At 28.4% G+C, this 17,981-nt stretch carries 23 protein-coding genes and 1 pseudogene; 6 read left to right on the plus strand and 18 right to left on the minus strand.

The window, feature by feature from the left end; all coding sequences use genetic code 11:
* Positions 1 to 8: 8 nt before the first annotated feature.
* The 8 genes from flgN to L8Y18_RS04785 are packed head-to-tail and all read right to left on the minus strand — an operon-like array spanning position 9 to position 4,603.
* Positions 9 to 443, minus strand: a complete 435-nt coding sequence (flgN, locus tag L8Y18_RS04750) for a flagellar export chaperone FlgN (protein ID WP_133319375.1) — start codon at positions 441 to 443, stop codon at positions 9 to 11.
* A gap of 42 nt (positions 444 to 485) precedes the next feature.
* Entirely contained in the window at positions 486 to 692 is a 207-nt protein-coding gene (locus L8Y18_RS04755) for a flagellar biosynthesis anti-sigma factor FlgM (RefSeq protein WP_133319374.1), read from the minus strand.
* Between the two features lie 60 nt (positions 693 to 752).
* Positions 753 to 1,118 (minus strand): rod-binding protein, encoded by a 366-nt coding sequence (locus L8Y18_RS04760; RefSeq protein ID WP_207921002.1) that lies wholly within the window; start codon positions 1,116 to 1,118, stop codon positions 753 to 755.
* Entirely contained in the window at positions 1,118 to 2,164 is a 1,047-nt protein-coding gene (locus L8Y18_RS04765) for a flagellar basal body P-ring protein FlgI (protein ID WP_133319373.1), read from the minus strand. Before L8Y18_RS04765 ends, L8Y18_RS04760 begins: the two co-directional genes overlap by 1 nt.
* 58 nt (positions 2,165 to 2,222) lie before the next feature.
* Positions 2,223 to 2,879, minus strand: a complete 657-nt coding sequence (locus L8Y18_RS04770; RefSeq protein WP_133319372.1) for an RsmD family RNA methyltransferase — start codon at positions 2,877 to 2,879, stop codon at positions 2,223 to 2,225.
* Entirely contained in the window at positions 2,872 to 3,267 is a 396-nt protein-coding gene (locus L8Y18_RS04775; RefSeq protein WP_133319371.1) for an ornithine carbamoyltransferase, read from the minus strand. The genes L8Y18_RS04770 and L8Y18_RS04775 overlap by 8 nt, the downstream gene beginning before the upstream one ends.
* On the minus strand, positions 3,251 to 3,955 hold the full coding sequence (locus tag L8Y18_RS04780) for a hypothetical protein (protein WP_220566453.1): 705 nt from the start codon (positions 3,953 to 3,955) through the stop codon (positions 3,251 to 3,253). Before L8Y18_RS04780 ends, L8Y18_RS04775 begins: the two co-directional genes overlap by 17 nt.
* A gap of 9 nt (positions 3,956 to 3,964) precedes the next feature.
* Entirely contained in the window at positions 3,965 to 4,603 is a 639-nt protein-coding gene (locus L8Y18_RS04785; protein WP_133319369.1) for a DUF5644 domain-containing protein, read from the minus strand.
* 97 nt (positions 4,604 to 4,700) lie between these two features.
* Here L8Y18_RS04785 and L8Y18_RS04790 point away from each other — a divergent pair, with 97 nt between their 5' ends.
* The 5 genes from L8Y18_RS04790 to fldA all read left to right on the plus strand — a co-directional run bounded on the left by L8Y18_RS04790 (position 4,701) and on the right by fldA (position 8,214).
* On the plus strand, positions 4,701 to 5,522 hold the full coding sequence (locus tag L8Y18_RS04790) for a thiamine-phosphate kinase (RefSeq protein WP_263660509.1): 822 nt from the start codon (positions 4,701 to 4,703) through the stop codon (positions 5,520 to 5,522).
* Positions 5,491 to 6,624, plus strand: a complete 1,134-nt coding sequence (truD, locus tag L8Y18_RS04795; RefSeq protein WP_133319458.1) for a tRNA pseudouridine(13) synthase TruD — start codon at positions 5,491 to 5,493, stop codon at positions 6,622 to 6,624. Before L8Y18_RS04790 ends, truD begins: the two co-directional genes overlap by 32 nt.
* Before the next feature lie 86 nt (positions 6,625 to 6,710).
* Positions 6,711 to 7,028: a DUF2325 domain-containing protein gene (locus L8Y18_RS04800; RefSeq protein ID WP_133319367.1), complete on the plus strand. Its 318-nt coding sequence runs from the start codon at positions 6,711 to 6,713 to the stop codon at positions 7,026 to 7,028.
* A 1-nt stretch (position 7,029) separates the two neighbouring features.
* The gene (locus L8Y18_RS04805; protein ID WP_133319366.1) at positions 7,030 to 7,722 is read left to right on the plus strand and encodes a hypothetical protein; all 693 of its coding nucleotides are present in this window, start codon (positions 7,030 to 7,032) and stop codon (positions 7,720 to 7,722) included.
* On the plus strand, positions 7,723 to 8,214 hold the full coding sequence (gene fldA / locus L8Y18_RS04810; protein WP_133319365.1) for a flavodoxin FldA: 492 nt from the start codon (positions 7,723 to 7,725) through the stop codon (positions 8,212 to 8,214). It begins immediately after the preceding gene.
* A gap of 24 nt (positions 8,215 to 8,238) precedes the next feature.
* Here fldA and L8Y18_RS08735 read toward each other — a convergent pair whose 3' ends face one another.
* From L8Y18_RS08735 to gap, 10 genes and pseudogenes are all read right to left on the minus strand, one after another.
* Positions 8,239 to 9,165, minus strand: coding sequence for a methyl-accepting chemotaxis protein (locus L8Y18_RS08735; RefSeq protein ID WP_412175792.1), 927 nt, complete (start codon positions 9,163 to 9,165; stop codon positions 8,239 to 8,241).
* A 402-nt stretch (positions 9,166 to 9,567) separates the two neighbouring features.
* Positions 9,568 to 10,236, minus strand: a pseudogene (locus L8Y18_RS08740) (cache domain-containing protein); the annotation flags it as partial.
* A 130-nt stretch (positions 10,237 to 10,366) separates the two neighbouring features.
* Positions 10,367 to 10,771, minus strand: coding sequence for a hypothetical protein (locus L8Y18_RS04820; RefSeq protein WP_263676380.1), 405 nt, complete (start codon positions 10,769 to 10,771; stop codon positions 10,367 to 10,369).
* On the minus strand, positions 10,764 to 11,474 hold the full coding sequence (locus L8Y18_RS04825; RefSeq protein ID WP_133319362.1) for an EI24 domain-containing protein: 711 nt from the start codon (positions 11,472 to 11,474) through the stop codon (positions 10,764 to 10,766). Before L8Y18_RS04825 ends, L8Y18_RS04820 begins: the two co-directional genes overlap by 8 nt.
* Entirely contained in the window at positions 11,471 to 12,163 is a 693-nt protein-coding gene (locus L8Y18_RS04830) for a dUTP diphosphatase (RefSeq protein WP_133319361.1), read from the minus strand. Before L8Y18_RS04830 ends, L8Y18_RS04825 begins: the two co-directional genes overlap by 4 nt.
* 12 nt (positions 12,164 to 12,175) lie before the next feature.
* Positions 12,176 to 12,724 (minus strand): ATP-binding protein, encoded by a 549-nt coding sequence (locus tag L8Y18_RS04835; protein WP_133319360.1) that lies wholly within the window; start codon positions 12,722 to 12,724, stop codon positions 12,176 to 12,178.
* A 125-nt stretch (positions 12,725 to 12,849) separates the two neighbouring features.
* Positions 12,850 to 14,484 (minus strand): hydrogenase small subunit, encoded by a 1,635-nt coding sequence (locus tag L8Y18_RS04840; protein WP_263659826.1) that lies wholly within the window; start codon positions 14,482 to 14,484, stop codon positions 12,850 to 12,852.
* Between the two features lie 3 nt (positions 14,485 to 14,487).
* A complete protein-coding gene (locus tag L8Y18_RS04845) occupies positions 14,488 to 15,168 on the minus strand; it encodes a triose-phosphate isomerase (protein ID WP_263659825.1) in 681 nt (226 codons plus the stop codon).
* Complete coding sequence (locus tag L8Y18_RS04850) at positions 15,165 to 16,367, minus strand: phosphoglycerate kinase (RefSeq protein WP_263659824.1); 1,203 nt, start codon at positions 16,365 to 16,367, stop codon at positions 15,165 to 15,167. The genes L8Y18_RS04845 and L8Y18_RS04850 overlap by 4 nt, the downstream gene beginning before the upstream one ends.
* Position 16,368: 1 nt before the next feature.
* Positions 16,369 to 17,364 carry a type I glyceraldehyde-3-phosphate dehydrogenase gene (gene gap, locus L8Y18_RS04855; protein WP_220566300.1) on the minus strand — a complete coding sequence of 332 codons (996 nt, stop codon included), beginning with the start codon at positions 17,362 to 17,364 and terminating at the stop codon, positions 16,369 to 16,371.
* 59 nt (positions 17,365 to 17,423) lie between these two features.
* Here gap and nadD point away from each other — a divergent pair, with 59 nt between their 5' ends.
* Positions 17,424 to 17,969: a nicotinate (nicotinamide) nucleotide adenylyltransferase gene (gene nadD, locus L8Y18_RS04860; RefSeq protein WP_263676381.1), complete on the plus strand. Its 546-nt coding sequence runs from the start codon at positions 17,424 to 17,426 to the stop codon at positions 17,967 to 17,969.
* Positions 17,970 to 17,981 lie beyond the last annotated feature (12 nt).

Consider the following 17,981-nt stretch of genomic DNA (forward strand, 5'->3'; position numbering starts at 1 on the left):
CTTAGCCTTTAAACATTGATCTTAAATAATGAATCTGGAATTGTCTTATTATCCCCATAAGCATTATTTGTTCCATTTTGTTCAAACATTGTATTTAAAAGATTGTCGTAAAAATTTTTAATAATAAGAGCCAATTTAGCATATTCTTTATTTTTTTGATGTAAGGTGTTTAAATTTTGCTTTAAAAGAGCAAGTTTTTCTTTATCTTCATCATCTAAAAGTTCGTCTAAACCCTTATTGTTTCCTTGATTGCTAAGTTCTACTAAAGCCTTATCAAGATTTTTTTTAGCAATTTGAAAATCATTTACAAGTTTAGTTTTTTCTTCTACGCTTTTGCTAACATGTTGGTGATTAGCAGCTTGAATTTGAGCTATATCTTCTAAAGTAAGATTGATGAGTTTTTCTAAAATAGAATTTGTTTTGTCTAAGTGTTGTTTAACCATTTTTTATCCTTTCTTAGGCACTAACCCAAAAAAGGATAAAAATTATAATAAAGAATCTACTATTGCTTTTGAAGTGGCTTGCAAGTCTATTTTATACTCGCCATTCTTTATTTGTGAAGCAATAAAAGATGCCTTATTTTCTTCTACCTTTTGAGTTTCTTTTGCCTTGTTATTTTCTTTGTTTTCTGTTTTATTTATATCGCTAGTAGCAACTTGAGCCACATAGCTTTGATGTATAGGGTTTATCATTTTAAGCCTCCAGTTCTATTGAAAAACTCTAAGAACCATATCGACACTTAAAAAAATAACTTAACGCCTTTCTTTTAAATAATCAAATAATAATTTTGAAAAACCTAAACCACCACTTAATGCTTTACTCATAGTATCATTATACATAGATGAATAAATTTCATCACTTGCATCTTTTCCAAATAAAGAATTTTCTTGTTTTAAAGAAATATCCAAAACACTTTTGATTAAGAAAGCTTCAAAAGCATCGGTTTGTTCTTTTAAAGCTTTATCTTCATCATTTAATGCTTGTATATGAGTTAAATCATTTTTAAAAGCACTATCTGCATAGTTTTTAGCAGCCTTATAGCTATTATTATGCTTGGTAATGTTTTCATAAAGCTCACTGCTGTAATTTTTGCTCGCTAAATAATTATCAACTCTCATCATATCACCTCTAATTCAGCACTGATTGCACCAGCTCTTTTTAGATTTTGCATAATAGCTATGATATCATTTGGTGCTGCTCCAAGTTTATTTAACATTCTAGCTATGTTTGCTACTGTTGTTTTATTGTTTGTGATTTTTAAAGTATTAGATACAGGGTCTAAAATACCACCATCTTTCATATCGATTTCATTTTGTCCTAAAGCTACGGTATTGTTTGGATCAATTTTTATAGTAATATCTTTATGAGTAATTAATATAGGTTCAACTTCTATATTTACTCCCGCAACGATAGTTCCTGTTCTTTCATCAATGATTACTTTGCTTTCTGGGGTATAAGCTATATCTTGTTCTAATACTCTTGCCATAAATTCAACATGAGAAAATTCTTCAGGTTTTGTTAATTTTATAGTTCTAGAATCTAAAGCTTTTGCTATATCTGCGTCAAAAATAGTATTTAAAACTCTTTCTATATTATTAGCTGTTTTAAAATCTGCTTCTTTTAAGCTTAAAATCAAATCTTCGCTTTGACTAAAGTTTTGTGGAATTTCTCTTTCTACTACAGCGCCATTAATAACATTTGCTGAGGTTGAGTGTGTTCCTGCTGCACCCGGTCTTGGGCTAAGTCCACCTATAGCTAATGAACCTTGAGCTACTGCATAAATCTCTCCATCAACTCCTTTTAGAGCTGTCATAAGTAAGGTTCCACCTTGTAAAGATTTTGCATCACCTAAAGAAGCTACACTTACATCAAGTTTATCTCCGCTTCTTGCAAAAGCAGGAAGTTTTGCTGTTACCATTACTGCTGCTGTATTTTTTGATTTTATATCGCCTGGGCTAACTTTTACATTCATACCTTGAAGCATATTTGAAATAGATTGTAGAGTAAATTCGCTACTTGTACCATCTCCACTTCCATTTAAACCAACAACCAAACCATATCCTATAAGTTGGTTATCTCTAACACCCACTACATTGGTAAGTTCTTTAATAGTAGCTGCAAAAACGCTTAGATTTAATACCAAGCAAAATAATAATATTCTCATCGATTCTTCCTTTAATCTATGCTATTTTCATAAAATTAAAGCAAAAAAAGTTCCAAATTTATATAAAGGAGTAAAAACTTAGAGTAGTTGAGCCAAATTTTTTTTCTTTAGTTTTCTCATAATCTTGTATTTTAGTTGGAGTTTTAAAAGTGCTGTGGTGTTCAATGATAATGATTTTTACATTTGAATTTTGTATATTTTCTATCAATTTTAAAGTTTTTTCATAAATATCAAAAAAACCTTCTCTAATATCAAATGGAGGATCAAGATATAAAATAATATCTTCTTTGGAATTTTGAATAATTTGAGGAGTTTTTTTAAAAGTATCATCATTAAAACAAAGAGTATTTTGATCAACACCAGAAGCGTTTTTTAAAGCTATTTCATAAGCCTTTTTATCTTTTTCTATGGCATAACTTTTTAAACAACCATTGCTTCTTGCTTCTAATGCCATTAAAGCACTTCCTCCAAAGGCCTCTATAAAAACCTTATCTTGCAAAGAAAAACGCAAAACATTAAAAACACATGATTTTACTATGCTTTTAGTGCTTCTTGTGGTATCTAGGCTAGGAAGTAAAATTTTTTTACCCTTATAAATTCCACTTTCTATGGTGGTGTAAATTTTTTGAGCTTGTTTTTTTGAGCTTGTTTTTTTATCCTCTTTGTAATTTTTTAAAAAATCTCTTACGCTTTGATATTCTTGTGTTTTATGCATTATTACTTTCTTCTTTGATAAGATTTTTTAACTCTGTTTTATAAAGATCAAATATTGCATCGATTTTTTCATGACTTTCTTGGCGTAGTTGTTCTAAAATGGCTTCACATTTTTGATTCATAATTTTTTTCTCACGCATTGCTATTTTATAGGCAATATTTTGCAAGCTTGCATTGAAATCATTTAAAGCACATAGCAACTCTTCTATGTTAAAAGGGTGAGTTAAGAAATTTGATTTTTTGTTGATGATAAATTGTGGCTTTTGTGTGTTGATTTTTTCATCACAGACTAAAAAATCACAATCTTTTTTTAAAACTAAAAAATCTTTTAAAGCAATTTCTAAAGTTTTTTCTAAAATTAAATCCTTGCATTCAAGAGCGATTTTCATTGACTAAACTCACTTTTAATTTGTGTTTTTTTAAAGTGTATGGTACTATACCTAGAGCTAAATTTGCAAGCTCTGCGAAACTTAAAATATAAAAATCTTCAAAATTTCTATTTGAAATTGCTTGTAATTCTTTAGAACACTTATCAAACATATAAAAAGAATAAAAATCTTCTACAACTAAAAAATCACAACCACTATCATAAGCATCTAAAATGATTGCTGCTGCACTTTTATAAGCTAATTGCGCATTTAAACTTAAGAACCCATAGCCACAACTCTTATATTTTCTTTCAAAATCAATTATATTTGCTTTAAGAATCTTAGCAAGTTCTAAAGAGCAATTAGCATGGGAAAATCCTTGATATACACCTATGTTAAATTTATCAAAAAAATATTTAATGTGTTCTGTTTTTAAGTATTTTAAAAAAAACTCTGGAGCGTATTTAATCTTATCGATTTTACTCATAATTTCATAAGAGCTATATTCGCAAGCTAAGATATTATTCTCATCCATCATTCTAGAATATTCATCTAAAATATCTTTAGGATCATAGTCAATAATAAAATAATTTTTACCCAAAGGTTTTTCACATAATGTGCTTTCAACACCGACTGTATCTAAGACATTTTTGATAATATCAAAATAACAAAATAAATCATTATTGCTATTGGTGTAAATTTTATACATTTTAATTCCTTAAAAAATACTTCTTGCAAGACCTGATTTTACAAGCATAACTTTTAATTCTTTGATGTAAGATTCATAGTCAAGCTCATTAGATGAAATAAAATTTTTGAATTTAGTATGATAATAAATTCCTTTTTCTTCATCTGCTATCAATTTTAAAAATTGTGGAGTTTTTTCTGGATATTTAAGTAGCATTTTATAGGCAAATATAAAGAAACTATCTCCTAAATATTCAGGTAGAAATTCTCTTACTTCGCTTGTATAATATAAAAAGTCATATTGCTTGTAAAGCTCTATATCATGTATGTCAATAAGTCCTTTAAAAAGTTCAAGTTTTTCTAAAAAATCACTCTTATCCATGATCAAGTCTTTAATAGCTCTTTTAGTATCGAGTGGTTCTATGATGAGTTCTTTTCCAAATCTTTCAATAATATTACTTAAATCTCTTCTTTGTCTAATGGTAACTTGATTAACTTTAATACAACTTTCTGGGTTTTCTTCAAAATCAAAATATATATCATCTTTTTTAATCTGACTTAAAATATCATAAACACTTTTAAAATTTTTACTATCATAAACATATGGTTTATAATAAGCTAAATAATCACTATCTTTATCAAAACGAAAAATTCTTAAAGTTATTTGCATTTTTTATCCTTGGTATTATTTTTGATTATATACATTTTAAACTTATAAAAATTTGATTATTATATAAAATTAAAAGCTTTTTGTATAAAATATTCACATGGATAAAGAAAAATTTATTATAAATGCTTTTGCAAATTCTATCAACGGAGATGATGGAGCAATCATCGATGGATATTGTTATTCTAAAGATTTATTTTGTGAGGATGTGCATTTTAAACGCTCTTGGATGAGTTTAGAGCAAATTGGTGCAAAAGCTATGCTCGTTAATATTTCTGATGCAATTGCTATGAATGCTACACCAAAATACGCTCTTTTAGGGCTTTCTTTACCAAAATGTTTAGAAATGAAACAAGTTAAAGCTTTGCAAAAAGGCTTGCTAGATAGCGCAAAAGAATTTGGGGTGCAAATTATAGGCGGAGATACTATAGCAGATAGGAAAATTAATATTAGTATAACTATTATTTCTAAAGTGAATAAAAGGGCTATTTTTAGAAAAGGTTTAAAAAAGGGAGATTTGCTTGCTTTTAGTGGGAAATTAGGTGAGAGTTTAAAAGGTTTAAATATACTATTTCGCGGTGGAAAATTACATTCTAAACATCGTTTTATAAAACCAAATTTAAGGCAGAAATTTTTTTATGATATAGCAAAAAAAGTCAGAGTAAGTATGGATATTTCAGATGGTTTAAATAAGGATCTATCGAGAATGCTCTTTATAAATCAACTTGGTATAAAATTTCTTAAAAAATTAGATAAATTTAGCTTAAATAGTGCAGAAGAGTATGAAATTTTATTTGCTTTTGATAAAAAACATAAAGTATTTATACAAAATATGGCTAAAAAACATAGAATTAAACTAAATATTTTTGCAAAAACAACAACAGGAAGGTATAAATTTTATGGAAGAGAACATCATTTTTAAGCCCTTATATACTTTAAAACACAGCCCGATAAATGTGTATTTTTCAAAAAATAGTAATGATTTTGTAGTAAGAGAAAAGCCTTTGTATGAATTTAGTGGTAAAGGTGAACATCTTATTTTACATATACAAAAAAAAGATCTAAGCACCAGTGAAGCTTTGAGAATTTTAAGTGAGCAAAGCGGTGTTAAAATGAGAGATTTTGGTTATAGTGGTTTAAAAGATAAACAAGGCTTAACTTTTCAATATATTTCTATGCCTAAAAAATTTGAAGAGGGCTTAAAAAATTTTAAACATGATAAGATGAAAATTTTAGAAAGTTTTTATCATGATAATAAACTTAGAATAGGGCATTTAAAAGGAAATTCATTTTTTATAAGATTAAAAAAAGTTTCAAAAGTAGATGCTTTAAAAATAGAACAAGCTTTCAAAAATATCCAAGAACAAGGTTTTGCTAATTATTTTGGATATCAGCGTTTTGGTAAATTTCAAGATAATTTTTTACAAGGACTAGAAATTTTAAAAGGTAAAAAAATCAAAAATAAAAAAATACAAGAATTTTTAATTTCTGCCTTTCAAAGCGAACTTTTTAACAGATATTTGAGTAAAAGGGTGGAATTATCACATTTTATCAATGATTTTAGTGAAAAAGAAATAAAACAAATTTATGATTTAGATAAAGATGAAATCAAAAGTTTAAAAAATCAAAAGCAGTTTTTTAAGCTTTTAAAAGGTGAAGTTTTAGGGCATTATCCTTTTGGTAAATGCTTTGTATGTGAAGATTTGCCAAGTGAAGTAGAAAGATTTAATCAAAAAGATATTAGTTCTATGGGGCTTTTAATAGGCTCTAAAGCTTATGAAACAAATGAAGGTCTAGCTAAAAAATTAGAAGATGAGATTTTTTCTTTTGCATATGAGTTTAAAGATAAAATGCAAGGTTCAAGACGCTTTATGTGGTCTTATTTGCAAGATTGTAAAAGTTATTATGATGAAGAAAAAGCTCATTTTACTTTAGAATTTTTCTTGCAAAAAGGTTCATATGCTACAGTGGTTTTAGAAGAGATTTTACACGCAGATATTTTTGATCAAACCTATAATACATAATTTTAAAAATTGATATTGAGTATCAGTTAAAATTTATCTTTTATAAATTATAATAACAATTATCATTTTTATAAAAGGAAAGCTCAATGTCAGTTTTGGTTATAGGTGCAGATGAAATTACTCCAATTAAGGCGGTTTTGACAAATTTAGGCGCAAAAAGTATAGAGCATTGGGATGCTAGAAATGAAAATAGGGTAAATAGAAAACCCATTCCACAAAATACTGAATGCATAGTCATGCTTACTAGTTTTTTAAATCACAACACCATGAAAAAAATTAAAACAGAGGCAAAAAAACGCAATATACCTTTGGTTTGTGCTAAACGCAGTGTGAGTTGTGTATATTGCGAATATTGCAAGGTTTTTGGTCTTGAACAAACTTATGAATGTACAAAAAAGGCATAATATGTTTGGTTTTAATAACAAAGAGGATTTGGTACCTAAAATATTTAGAGATTTAGAACAAGAAAATATTAATTTTATTTTTTTAAATTTGTATAATTCTTTGGTGGAAAATGATCTAAAAATACCTTATATTTATGCAAAAAAAGCTACTAGTTTAAGAAATATTTTTGAGTTAAAAATCCAAAATATGATCACAGAAAGGGTTTTGAAATTTAGTAAAATAAAACAATTTTGTCCATATTCTCATAAAATCATCAAAGCATATAAAGAAGGAAATTTAAATAAATTACAGCTTGAAGCAAAGATGCCAAAATACGCTTTAGCTAGATTAATACAAAATGTTTTTATGTCATCAAATTTTATCTTAGATCCACAGGTGGCTTTTGAGTCTTTTGTGTATGATAAAATTTGTAAAAGCAATGTAAAGGCTAGGGTAGATATTCAAGAAAATATCATTATTATCAATGATAAAATGGCTATTATGCCTTCTTTTTTTGAAGATAATAAAAAGGATATAAATTTAGCTTTGCAAATTATCAAAAAAAATGTTTTTGAAATATTTTATATTGTGTATCCAAGAAATAAAAATTTTACTCAACATAAAGAAATAAGACATAATTTATGTGAAAATAACAAAACTTTGCTAAAATTAGTTCCCTATACTATTAATAATCAAATTTTAAGGAGATGTTAAATGTCAGTAGCAGTAATTTATGGTAGCTCTATGGGAAATACCGAAGGTGCGGCAAATATGATCGCTCAAAAATTAGGAATTTCAGATGTGTTAAATATTGCAGATATTAATGCAGAAAAAATCAATTCTTATGATAAATTAATCTGCGGAACTTCTACTTGGGGAAGTGGAGATTTTCAAGATGATTGGGATAGTTTTGATTTTTCAGCTTTAAATCTTAGCGGAAAAACCGTTGCAGTTTTTGGTATGGGAGATAGTGAAAGCTACTCAGATACATATTGTAGTGCTATGGGAAAACTTGCTCAGGCTTTAAAAGCAGCAGGTGCAAATTTAGTAGGTTCAGTTTCTACAGGTGGTTATACTTTTGAATCAAGTGATGCGGTAGAAGGAGATAAATTTGTAGGGCTTGCATTAGATAATGATAACCATGAGGATTTAACCGAAAGTAGAATTGATGCTTGGTTAGAACAAATTAAACCTTCTTTTTCTTAAATCTAGATGCCAAAAAGGCATCTTTTAAAATTTCCTTTTTTTTGTTTCACTTAATATATCTTGTGCTAAAGAATCTACTTCATTTGCAATAGCATTTGTATGTATTGCTGTTTGAGAATTTTGTTGTGTAAGTTTTTCTATAGTAGCCACTGACTCATTAATTTGGCTAATATCATTAGCTTCTTCCTTTATAGCTTCACCCATATCATTTATAGACTGGGCTAAGATATTAGTATTAGCTTCAATCTCACCTAAAGACTTTTGAGTTCTTTCTGCTAGATTTCTAACTTCATCAGCAACAACAGCAAAGCCACGACCATGTTCTCCTGCACGAGCTGCTTCAATAGCTGCATTTAATGCAAGTAGGTTAATTTGATCAGCAATATCTGAAATCATAGTGGTAACACTTTTAATATCATTACTTTGTTTAACTACATCTTGTGCTTTGATAGAAATTTCACTCATAGTTGAATTCATTTGCTCTAAAGCTCTTGCACTTTCTTGTAATGATGAGGTTTGATGTGTGGCATCATTTGTAAGTTCATGCATACTTTGTTTGAGTGCTTCGGCTTTTTGATTTAATAACTCACCTTGGTTTAGTGATTTTGAAAGCATGTTTTTGATTTCATTCCCAAGGGCATTGATTGCTTTTTCAACATCGCCTTTTGGGGTATTAATAGCTGCAGTAAAATCTAATTGTTTATAACTATCAAATACCGCTTGAATTTCGTTTAAATTATTACCAATTTTTTGTTGTAAAGTATCAAGCATTTTATTTAAAACATCTATGAGTTCTTGAATTTGTGGATTGTTAGCATGAGAGCTAATGTGTAAATTAAGCTCACCTGTTTCTATTTTTCTAGCAACATTTACAGATTCTTCAATAGCTTTTGCATCTTTACTTAAAGCCTCTTTGATAATATTAATATTTTCATTAATCTCATCAGCCATTTTTCCAAATTCATCTTGAGTTTTTAGTTTAATAGGGTGTGAATGAATGTCTTTATGATTTAAATAGTTAAAGAAATTATGCAAGCCTGAAGATATAATAGCAATTGGCTTAAGATTATAAGAAATGATTATTCTAATAAAAATCAAAGTAATAAAAATAGCAATTAAGGAAATAATAATTTGTTCCGTCAATGTTTGTTTAGCTGTATCGCTGTAAAAATCATAATCAGCTATAGAGCAAATAGTATATTTTGGATTGATACTACCATTACAAATTAAAGCTTTGATCCCTTCTTCTTTAGTTTGAATTTTGAAAATATCCCTAGAAAGACCTTTGTTTGCACCTTCAGTTGTTTTAAAATAATTTGAAATAATATCTTTACTAATATTAGTTGAGGTTAAGATTTTGGAAGAATCGGTATGAAAAAGATAAGTTCCATCATCAGCTAAAACAGCAGCATGTGAATAAGGTGTTTTACCTATAGCCAAAACTTCTTCTGAGAATTTTTTCAAATCATAATCAGCAGCAACTACACCTATAACTTTTCCATTGTCTATAATAGGACTAGCATAAGAAATGGTTGGTTTTTGCATACTAGATGATATGTAAGGATCTGTGACAATTAATTCTCTTTTTTCCTTGGCTTCTTTATACCATCCTCTAGATCTAGGATCATAACCACTTTCTGGAGTTTGATTATTGCCATTTGATCTAAATATAGTTCCATCTTCAAAACCCACATAGGTTAAATCAAAACCCAAAGAATTTCCTATAGAATTTAATAAACTAGTATATTGTGTTGAATTTAGATTATTTTTATTTTCTTTGATGTATTTTGTTAAAGAATTGATCACATTGCGTCTATCGCTTGCGTATAAATCAAATCTTTTACTCACATCAAAAGCAACCTTTTGTTGAAACTGAACTAACAGTGTATGGCTATTGGATTTAGATTTAACATAATTAAAAAAACCTAAAACACATAGTAAAACTACAACAAAAATACAAACTAAGAAAGCTATTTTGTTGGAAAAATTACCTAGTAGGTATTTCTTAATAGAAGAGAGCATTTTTTCTCCTTGATAAAGTCAATATTTGACTTTATGATTATGATGGTTTGTATGATTTTATTAAAAAAATATTTAAAAAATTATAAAAAAATTAATTTTTATTAAAAAATATTATATTTTTAGGATATTTTTAAATAAAAAATTCTAATTTTTTAGAAAGTAGAATTTTATTATCGGTATATTTTGCCCATTGTATATTTAGAGCAAAAATACAAGCTTTTGCAAGTTTTGCAAAGGGAAATTTTTCATAATATATTTTTTCTTGTTTTGCGGTAGCTTTTCTAAAAATAGCTTTAATTTGCACTCCTTTAATAAGATTGATAATATTTGTATCTAGTGCTATATTAACTCCTACTTTTGGATTTTTATAAGAAAGCTGAATGTGTTTAGTATGTTCTTCGCTAGCAAAAATCAATGCAAGATTTTTATCATCAAAAGCATAATAGCAACTTGCGCAATATATTTCATCATTATCTTGCACGCTCAAGGTTAAGAGTTTTTGAGAATGAATGAATTTTTTAATTCTCTCATCCATTATTTTTAGCTTCTAAATTTAAGATCTTTTGGTAACTTAAATGAGTTAAAAAAATTACATAAAATACTTGTAAAAATAGTCCAAGTAAAGGAATGCTTGATAAAATAAAAAATATTAAAGTACTTATTTTAAAGTTCAAAGGTGAAGAGTTCTTATAAAAATTATTAAAAGAATTTTTATCCAAGACATTGCTTAATACATCTAAGAGTAAAAGTTTATGAAATAAATAATAAAAAACTCCATAATAAATCACAATACTTATAAAAGGTATGATTAGTAAAAAAGTAGCGATTATAAATAATACGCAAAAAGTCAATATAAATTTAAATGTTTTGAGTAAAACTTCTAAAGAATTTACTTCTTTTTGTATGAAATAGTTGTAGTATTTTTGATTTATTTTTTTTACTATATAAGGCGTTAAAAAAGAAATAATTAGCATGGATAAAAATACTGAGGCAAAAACTACTATGAAAAATCCACCTATGGCACTCAAAAATGTAAGTGAAAATTGTACTATGGAAAAGCTAAAAAACCAAGCCATGAAAGTTCCGCTAATGACATCTTCAATATAAGAAAAAAAGATATCATAGGTGTAGAATACAAGCAAGGCTAAAATAATCAAACTAACAAAAAAAGGCAAAAAAGAAAATTTTAAAAAAGGTTTACTAAAAAAATTTTGCAAGCTTAGATATAAAATATTCATTTTAATTCATCGTAATAATTTTGAAGTTTTTTGTAAATTTCTTTATAATCTAAGGTTTCTTTTAAAATTTGATTTAAAACTTCATTATCTTCTACACCATTCCATGTTTTTTTATATGTGCCTTCTTTATAGCCATTTTCTTGTCTGAATTGATTTAAAATATTTTTTCCAATATATGTTTTGTAAAGTTTAAAGAAATTTAAGCCACATTTTCTAGCTAGAATAAAATAGACACTTAAAAGCTCACCTAAATCATAATCAAATCCACTGCATTTATGGATAATAAGCTCAATATCATTTAAAATTCCATAAATATCTGCTTCATTTGGATTAGAAGTTTCTTTGCAAAAATCATCAAAAAAACTTACAGAAGAAACTTCTTCTGCTATGAAATTTTTATCATTAATTTGTTTTTCTTTGTATTCTTCTAAAATTAAACTCAAGATAAAATGCCATATATCTACTATTTCAATACATACATTATCCCAGTTTGCAGGAGTGTGTATACTTTTCCAATGCTTCCAAGCAAAAGAATCAATAAGTTCAGCACACTCCATATAAATGCATCTTCTAAAGCTAATTAATTTACCTTCTTTGGTATAGCCATTTTCCCATCCTATACCATTAGTATCATCATTTAATTTTTGCTGGAGTTCTAGCATGCTTTTTAAAATATCTTTTACTTGCATTTATTTTCCTTCTTAAGCGTAAAATCCAAATTCTTTATTATTTTCTTCTTCTTTTTTCTTTTCTTGATTGTTATATTGCTTCCAAATTTCTTCTAATAATTTAGCACTATCTTGGAAAATCTGTTTTTTAATATCTTCAAGATCAGTTTTTGTCATTTCTTTATTTAAACTTTTATCCATAATATTAAATAACTCATGCAAGGTTGCTTTTTTGTGCTCTTCATTTTTTGGTATAGGCAGAGCATCGCCAATTTTCATCGCAGTGGTGATAAGCTCTTTTGGCTTTAAGGTTCCTACTCTTGAGTTTTTCATAAATTCATCAATTTGAGGCTGTACTTTGGCTACTGCTTCTTTAATTTCTTCAATTTCTTCTTGTGAAAGTTTTGTGCCACTATATGAAAACGAAAAACCAAATTGATTTCTTAAACTCAAAGATGCTGAATTTCCATCTTTATCTAATTTTGCTTCTTTTTTATCGTACATAGAAAAAGAAAGATGATTGCCATTTTTTGTTTTTATATCCATAGAAAAATTTTGAGAGTTGTAGCTAGAAATTTGCATAATGTTCCTTTCAAATCAAGATAAAGTTATATCGTCAAAATAACTAAATCTTAAATAAATTTGCAAAGTTTTTAAGCTTTGCAAATTTCAAATACTAGGGAGATAAATATTTTATCATTAAGTCTTTAAACACTCGTTAAATCCCAAAATAATTTTAGTATTTTTTCATTATTTGAGTGTATTAAAATTTGTTTTTTGTTATGTATATTTTTACATGCTTTTAAAGCCTGTTTTAAATTTTCTTTTAAAGAAAAAATCAATCCAAAAGCAATAGCTTCTTTATCTAAACCACCTAAAATATAAATCAAAGGCATACGCATTGACTTAGAAACATCAAGCTTTGCTTGTTCATTAATGGTAGTTTTAAAATCAAATTTGCTAGGATGTTTGAACTTATAAGCCAAAGCAAGATCTAAAAACTCATCTAAATGGTTTAATTTTTTTCCACTAATAAATGGATAAATAAAATAAAATAAATCTAAGATATTATTACTAATTTTGTTTTCATCATCATAATTTTCTTGTATAAAATCATAATATGTTTTAAATTGCTCTTGGTAATTTTGCACTAAAGTCATAGCCATTTTGGTTTTTGCGAAATTATTTAAAAAAACTTTAGGATTAGCTTCAAAACTAAAGTCTAAAAAATTAATCTTTGTGTCATTTTGATAAAAAATTCCACTAATATCGCTTTCTAAATCTAACAAAATATTATCTGAATTAAGCTCATTATTAGAGCTATTATGGACTATTTTATTATCCAATATAATAGAAAAATTATTATAAGCAAATTCATTGCTCATAGGTTTTTCATAAAAACCAAAATCATCCCAAAAATTCTCTTCACTACAGGCAATACAGCCATGTCCTGCAGCTACTGGCCAAGAGGTTTTGGAGTTAAATTTAACCTTAGGGCAATTATTATAAGCATAAGGTCCTTTACAACCTACTTTAAAAAGACAATAACCTTGTTTTATATTTTCATCGTTAAAACTTTGAGCAAAATTGCCCGCTTCAAATTTAGCTTTTCTTTCACATAAATCATGCAAACATTTACCATAAAAAGCCAAAGGTCTATTTTGTTCATCTAAAGCCATGTCTTGCTCAAATAATATATAAAAGCAAAGCGCTGCGATGATATTTACATCACTTGGAGGACAACCTGGTATATTGATTACTTTTTTTTCCAAGACTTTAGAAATTCCTATGCTTTTGGTAGGGTTTGGATGTGCAGCTTGAATTCCTCCATAGCTTGAGCAAGTTCCCATAGCAAAGATTGTTTTAGCATTTTTGGCACATTTTTGTAAAATTTCATATCCATTTTCACCATGTGCTCCTATAGTTAGATAAAAAGGATCTATAGCACAAACCCCGCCTTCAACGGCCAAAAGAAAATCTTTTTTTTCTAAAACTTCCTCTAAATGCGATTCTGCTTGGTGTCCGCTTGCACTCATAAAGGTTTCATGATATTCTAAAGAAATGAAATCAAAAATCAGATCTAAAAAGTCAGGCAATGAAGTTCTAAGCAAACTCTCACTACACCCTGTGCATTCACTTAAATGAAGCCATATGAGACTAGGTGGGGTGTGAAGTTGAAAATATCTATGTGCTAAAGGGCTAAAATCATTTGGCAAACCTAAAATTTTAATGATAGAATTTACGGCTTCTAATGAGATATTTTTCTCTTCTTTGTGCGAGTTTTCTAATAGAGCAATTTTATGCTCTAATATGCTTTTTAATTCTTCATTGCTTAAAGACATTTTTTAACCTTTGGCTATTTGTATTATATTTAAAAAATCATTTGCATTTAATGCGGCTGAACCTATTAATACTCCATCACAATTTTTTAAAGCACAAATTTCTTTAATATTGTTTTGATTAACACTTCCGCCATATAAAAGCTTAGCGTTAGTAAATTCTCTTAAAAAATTAAGTATGGTATTAATATCATCAAGATTAGCACTAACTCCTGTGCCTATAGAATAAATAGGCTCATATGCTATGATAAGTTTTTTATAAGATAAATCAATATTTTCAATTTGTTTTTTTAAAAAATCCAAGCTTTTATTAGTATTTTTGGTTTCTAAACTTTCGCCTATACAATAAATGATATTAAAATCAAGATTTTTTGCAAAATCAAATTTAGCCCTTAAAAAGCTTTCATTTTCATTTAAAGCTCTTCTTTCAGAATGACCTATTAAAACACTTTTGATATTAAATTCTTCTAAGTGAATTTTACCAATTTCTCCGGTATAGGCTCCATTTTCGCAAGGGTAGAAATTTTGCGTGCCTTGCTGAAATGAAAAATTGTCTTTTAAAAAAGCTATGCTAGGTGGGAAAATGAAAATTTCATCTTCTTTGTTTAAATTTTGATTTAATTCTTGAGCATAAAGTTCAAAGCTTGATCTTGTGTGATTGCACTTTAAATTTGCTGCAAAAATCATTCATTATCCTTTATAGTCAAAGGTTTTACACCAGGAAGTTCTTTTCCTTCTATAAGTTCTAATGATGCTCCACCGCCAGTTGAAATGAAAGTCATCTCATCAGCATCACCAGCTCTTGCTACAACATCAGCAGTATCGCCACCACCTATTACAGTTGTTGCGTGAGATTCACTAATATAATGGCTCATTTTAATGCTACCTTTTGAGAATTTATCGATTTCAAAAACCCCCATAGGCCCATTCCACCATATAGTTTGAGCATCAGAAAGTGCCTCTTTAAATAATCTTACGCTAGCAGGACCTATATCAAGTCCCATCCAACCTGCAGGAATTTCTTGCACAGGGGTGTATTTCATCACTGCCTCTTGGGAGCAAGTTTGTGCTGCTGTAACATCCACAGGAAGGTAAATTTTTACACCTAGATTTTTACCTTTGAGTAAGATTTTATTTGCTTCTTCAATTAAATCTTCTTCTAAAAGAGAATTTCCTATATCATAACCTTGAGCTTTTAAGAAAGTAAAGGCCATACCTCCACCTATGATTAATTTATCTACTTTTGGAAGTAAGTTAGTCAAAGCTTGTAATTTTCCACTTACTTTAGAACCACCTACTACGGCTACAAAAGGACGCGCAGGGTGTTTGATAAGATTGCTTGCAAACTCAATTTCTTTTTGGAGTAAAAATCCCGCACCCTTGTTTGTATTATCAAAGTATTTTGTAATAGCTTCAACGCTAGCATGGGCTCTATGACAAACCCCAAAAGCATCATTAATATAAACATCAGCCATAGAAGCAAGTTCTTTGGCTAAATTTTCATCATTCTTAGTTTCACCCTTTTCAAAGCGTAAATTTTCTAAAAGCAAAATTTCACTTGATTTTAATTCGCTAGCTTTTTTCTTTGCATCTTCACCTATAACATCTTTAGCCATGATGACTTCTTTAGCCATTAAGCGTGCAAGTCTTTTTGCAACTGGTTCTAAAGAGTATTTTGAAGCTATTTCTTTTGGACGCCCTAAATGTGAAGCTAAAATAACTGCACAGCCATTATCTAAACAATACCTTATAGTAGGGATGGCCGAGCGAATACGACGATCGTCGGTGATATTTAAAAACTCATCTTGAGGAACATTAAAATCACATCTTATAAATACTTTTTTCTTTGCAAGATCAATATCTTTAATCGATAAAATACTACTCATCTTAAGCCTTTGCTATAAATACTGCCATATCTACTAAACGAGAAGAATAACCCCATTCATTATCATACCAAGCAACCACTTTAACAAAATCATCACAAATAACTTGAGTTAAATCACTTGCTACAATTGCACCATAAGAGCAAGTTATAAAATCACTTGAAACTCTTTCTTCATCATCTACCAATAATATGCCTTTTAAATTACTAGCAGCTGCTTTTCTAAAGGCTTCATTGATTTCTTCTTTACTTACTTTTTTCTTTAAAGTTGCAGTTAAATCTACAGTTGATACATCAGCTACAGGCACACGCATGCTTTGACCATGTAATTTTCCATCAAGTTCAGGCATAACAAGCTTCATAGCTTTTGCTGCACCGGTAGAAGTAGGGATGATATTTTGTGCAGCAGCGCGTGATCTTCTTTTATCTCTTGCTTTTGCATCAATAATACTTTGACCATTGGTGTAAGCATGTATAGTAGTCATTAAACCTTTTTCTATGCCAAAATTATCTTGCAAAACTCTACAAATTGGTCCTAGGCAGTTGGTGGTACAACTTGCATTTGAGATGATATTTTCGCCTTTGTATTCATGTGCATTTACTCCTAAAACATAGGTTGGAGTTTTATCTTTTGCAGGTGCACTCATGATGACTTTTTGCACCCCATGATCTAAAAATCCTTGACATTTTTCCATAGTTAAGTGTGCACCGGTACACTCTAAAACAATTTGTGCACCATATTTTGCAAAGTCCAAATCTGCTACATTTCTACTTTTTAAAACTTTTATTTTTTTATTATCAATTATTAAATCATCATTTTCATTTTCAACACTACCATCATATACCCCATGAACGGTGTCGTATTTAAAAAGATATTTTGTGAGTTCAATATCAGTAGTATCATTAATCGCTACAAGTTCTATATCATCGCGTTTCATGATAATTCTTGCAACACATCTTCCAATGCGTCCAAAGCCATTTATTGCAACTTTTACAGCCATTTTCATTTCCTTTTTATGATTAAGTAGATAAAATTCTACTAAAAAAAGGTTAAATTTTAATGAAAATCGCACTTTTTGGCGGTAGTTTTGATCCGCCTCATTTAGGTCATAATGCTATAGTCTTAAATGCATTAGAAAATTTAGAGCTTGATAAGCTCATTATTATGCCTACTTTTATTAGTCTTTTTAAACAAGAATTTACTGCAGATGAACAAAGACGCTTAAAATGGTGCAAGGAAATTTGGGGAAGCTTAATAAAAGTTGAAATTTGTGATTTTGAAATAAAAAAGCAAAGACCTGTGCCTAGTATAGAAAGTGTTGAATTTCTATATAAGCAATATGAAATTTCAAAATTTTATCTTATTTTAGGAGCTGATCATTTGCAAAGTCTTGAAAAATGGCATAAATTTGAAAGATTGCAAAATTTGGTAGAATTTGTTATAGCTAAAAGAGATGATATTTTTATACCAAAACATTTTAAAACTTTAGATACTAAAGTAAATATCTCTTCATCTTTTATAAGACAAACTTTACAAACAACGCAAGTTTGTGAGCAAATCAAAGAAGAAGTTAAGCTTTATTATTCTAAATTTAAAAATATTTAACAAAAGGAAAAC

It is taken from the genome of Campylobacter sp. CNRCH_2007_0968H, from assembly GCF_025773245.1.
Classification (GTDB): Bacteria; Campylobacterota; Campylobacteria; order Campylobacterales; family Campylobacteraceae; genus Campylobacter_D; species Campylobacter_D lari_D.

Coding starts and splice junctions, on each gene's coding strand:
- fldA (WP_133319365.1), top strand. CDS start 7,723: ATGTCAGTAGCAGTAATTTATGGTAGCTCTATGGGAAATACCGAAGGT.
- flgN (WP_133319375.1), bottom strand. CDS start 443: ATGGTTAAACAACACTTAGACAAAACAAATTCTATTTTAGAAAAACTC.
- L8Y18_RS04835 (WP_133319360.1), bottom strand. CDS start 12,724: ATGCAAATTTCTAGCTACAACTCTCAAAATTTTTCTATGGATATAAAA.
- L8Y18_RS04785 (WP_133319369.1), bottom strand. CDS start 4,603: ATGCAAATAACTTTAAGAATTTTTCGTTTTGATAAAGATAGTGATTAT.
- L8Y18_RS04775 (WP_133319371.1), bottom strand. CDS start 3,267: ATGAAAATCGCTCTTGAATGCAAGGATTTAATTTTAGAAAAAACTTTA.
- L8Y18_RS04770 (WP_133319372.1), bottom strand. CDS start 2,879: ATGCATAAAACACAAGAATATCAAAGCGTAAGAGATTTTTTAAAAAAT.
- L8Y18_RS04780 (WP_220566453.1), bottom strand. CDS start 3,955: ATGTATAAAATTTACACCAATAGCAATAATGATTTATTTTGTTATTTT.
- L8Y18_RS04755 (WP_133319374.1), bottom strand. CDS start 692: ATGATAAACCCTATACATCAAAGCTATGTGGCTCAAGTTGCTACTAGC.
- L8Y18_RS04825 (WP_133319362.1), bottom strand. CDS start 11,474: ATGAATATTTTATATCTAAGCTTGCAAAATTTTTTTAGTAAACCTTTT.
- L8Y18_RS04820 (WP_263676380.1), bottom strand. CDS start 10,771: ATGGATGAGAGAATTAAAAAATTCATTCATTCTCAAAAACTCTTAACC.
- L8Y18_RS04830 (WP_133319361.1), bottom strand. CDS start 12,163: ATGCAAGTAAAAGATATTTTAAAAAGCATGCTAGAACTCCAGCAAAAA.
- L8Y18_RS04850 (WP_263659824.1), bottom strand. CDS start 16,367: ATGAGTAGTATTTTATCGATTAAAGATATTGATCTTGCAAAGAAAAAA.
- nadD (WP_263676381.1), top strand. CDS start 17,424: ATGAAAATCGCACTTTTTGGCGGTAGTTTTGATCCGCCTCATTTAGGT.
- L8Y18_RS04805 (WP_133319366.1), top strand. CDS start 7,030: ATGTTTGGTTTTAATAACAAAGAGGATTTGGTACCTAAAATATTTAGA.
- L8Y18_RS04845 (WP_263659825.1), bottom strand. CDS start 15,168: ATGATTTTTGCAGCAAATTTAAAGTGCAATCACACAAGATCAAGCTTT.
- L8Y18_RS04790 (WP_263660509.1), top strand. CDS start 4,701: ATGGATAAAGAAAAATTTATTATAAATGCTTTTGCAAATTCTATCAAC.
- L8Y18_RS04800 (WP_133319367.1), top strand. CDS start 6,711: ATGTCAGTTTTGGTTATAGGTGCAGATGAAATTACTCCAATTAAGGCG.
- L8Y18_RS08735 (WP_412175792.1), bottom strand. CDS start 9,165: ATGGCTGATGAGATTAATGAAAATATTAATATTATCAAAGAGGCTTTA.
- L8Y18_RS04840 (WP_263659826.1), bottom strand. CDS start 14,484: ATGTCTTTAAGCAATGAAGAATTAAAAAGCATATTAGAGCATAAAATT.
- gap (WP_220566300.1), bottom strand. CDS start 17,364: ATGGCTGTAAAAGTTGCAATAAATGGCTTTGGACGCATTGGAAGATGT.
- L8Y18_RS04765 (WP_133319373.1), bottom strand. CDS start 2,164: ATGAGAATATTATTATTTTGCTTGGTATTAAATCTAAGCGTTTTTGCA.
- L8Y18_RS04760 (WP_207921002.1), bottom strand. CDS start 1,118: ATGAGAGTTGATAATTATTTAGCGAGCAAAAATTACAGCAGTGAGCTT.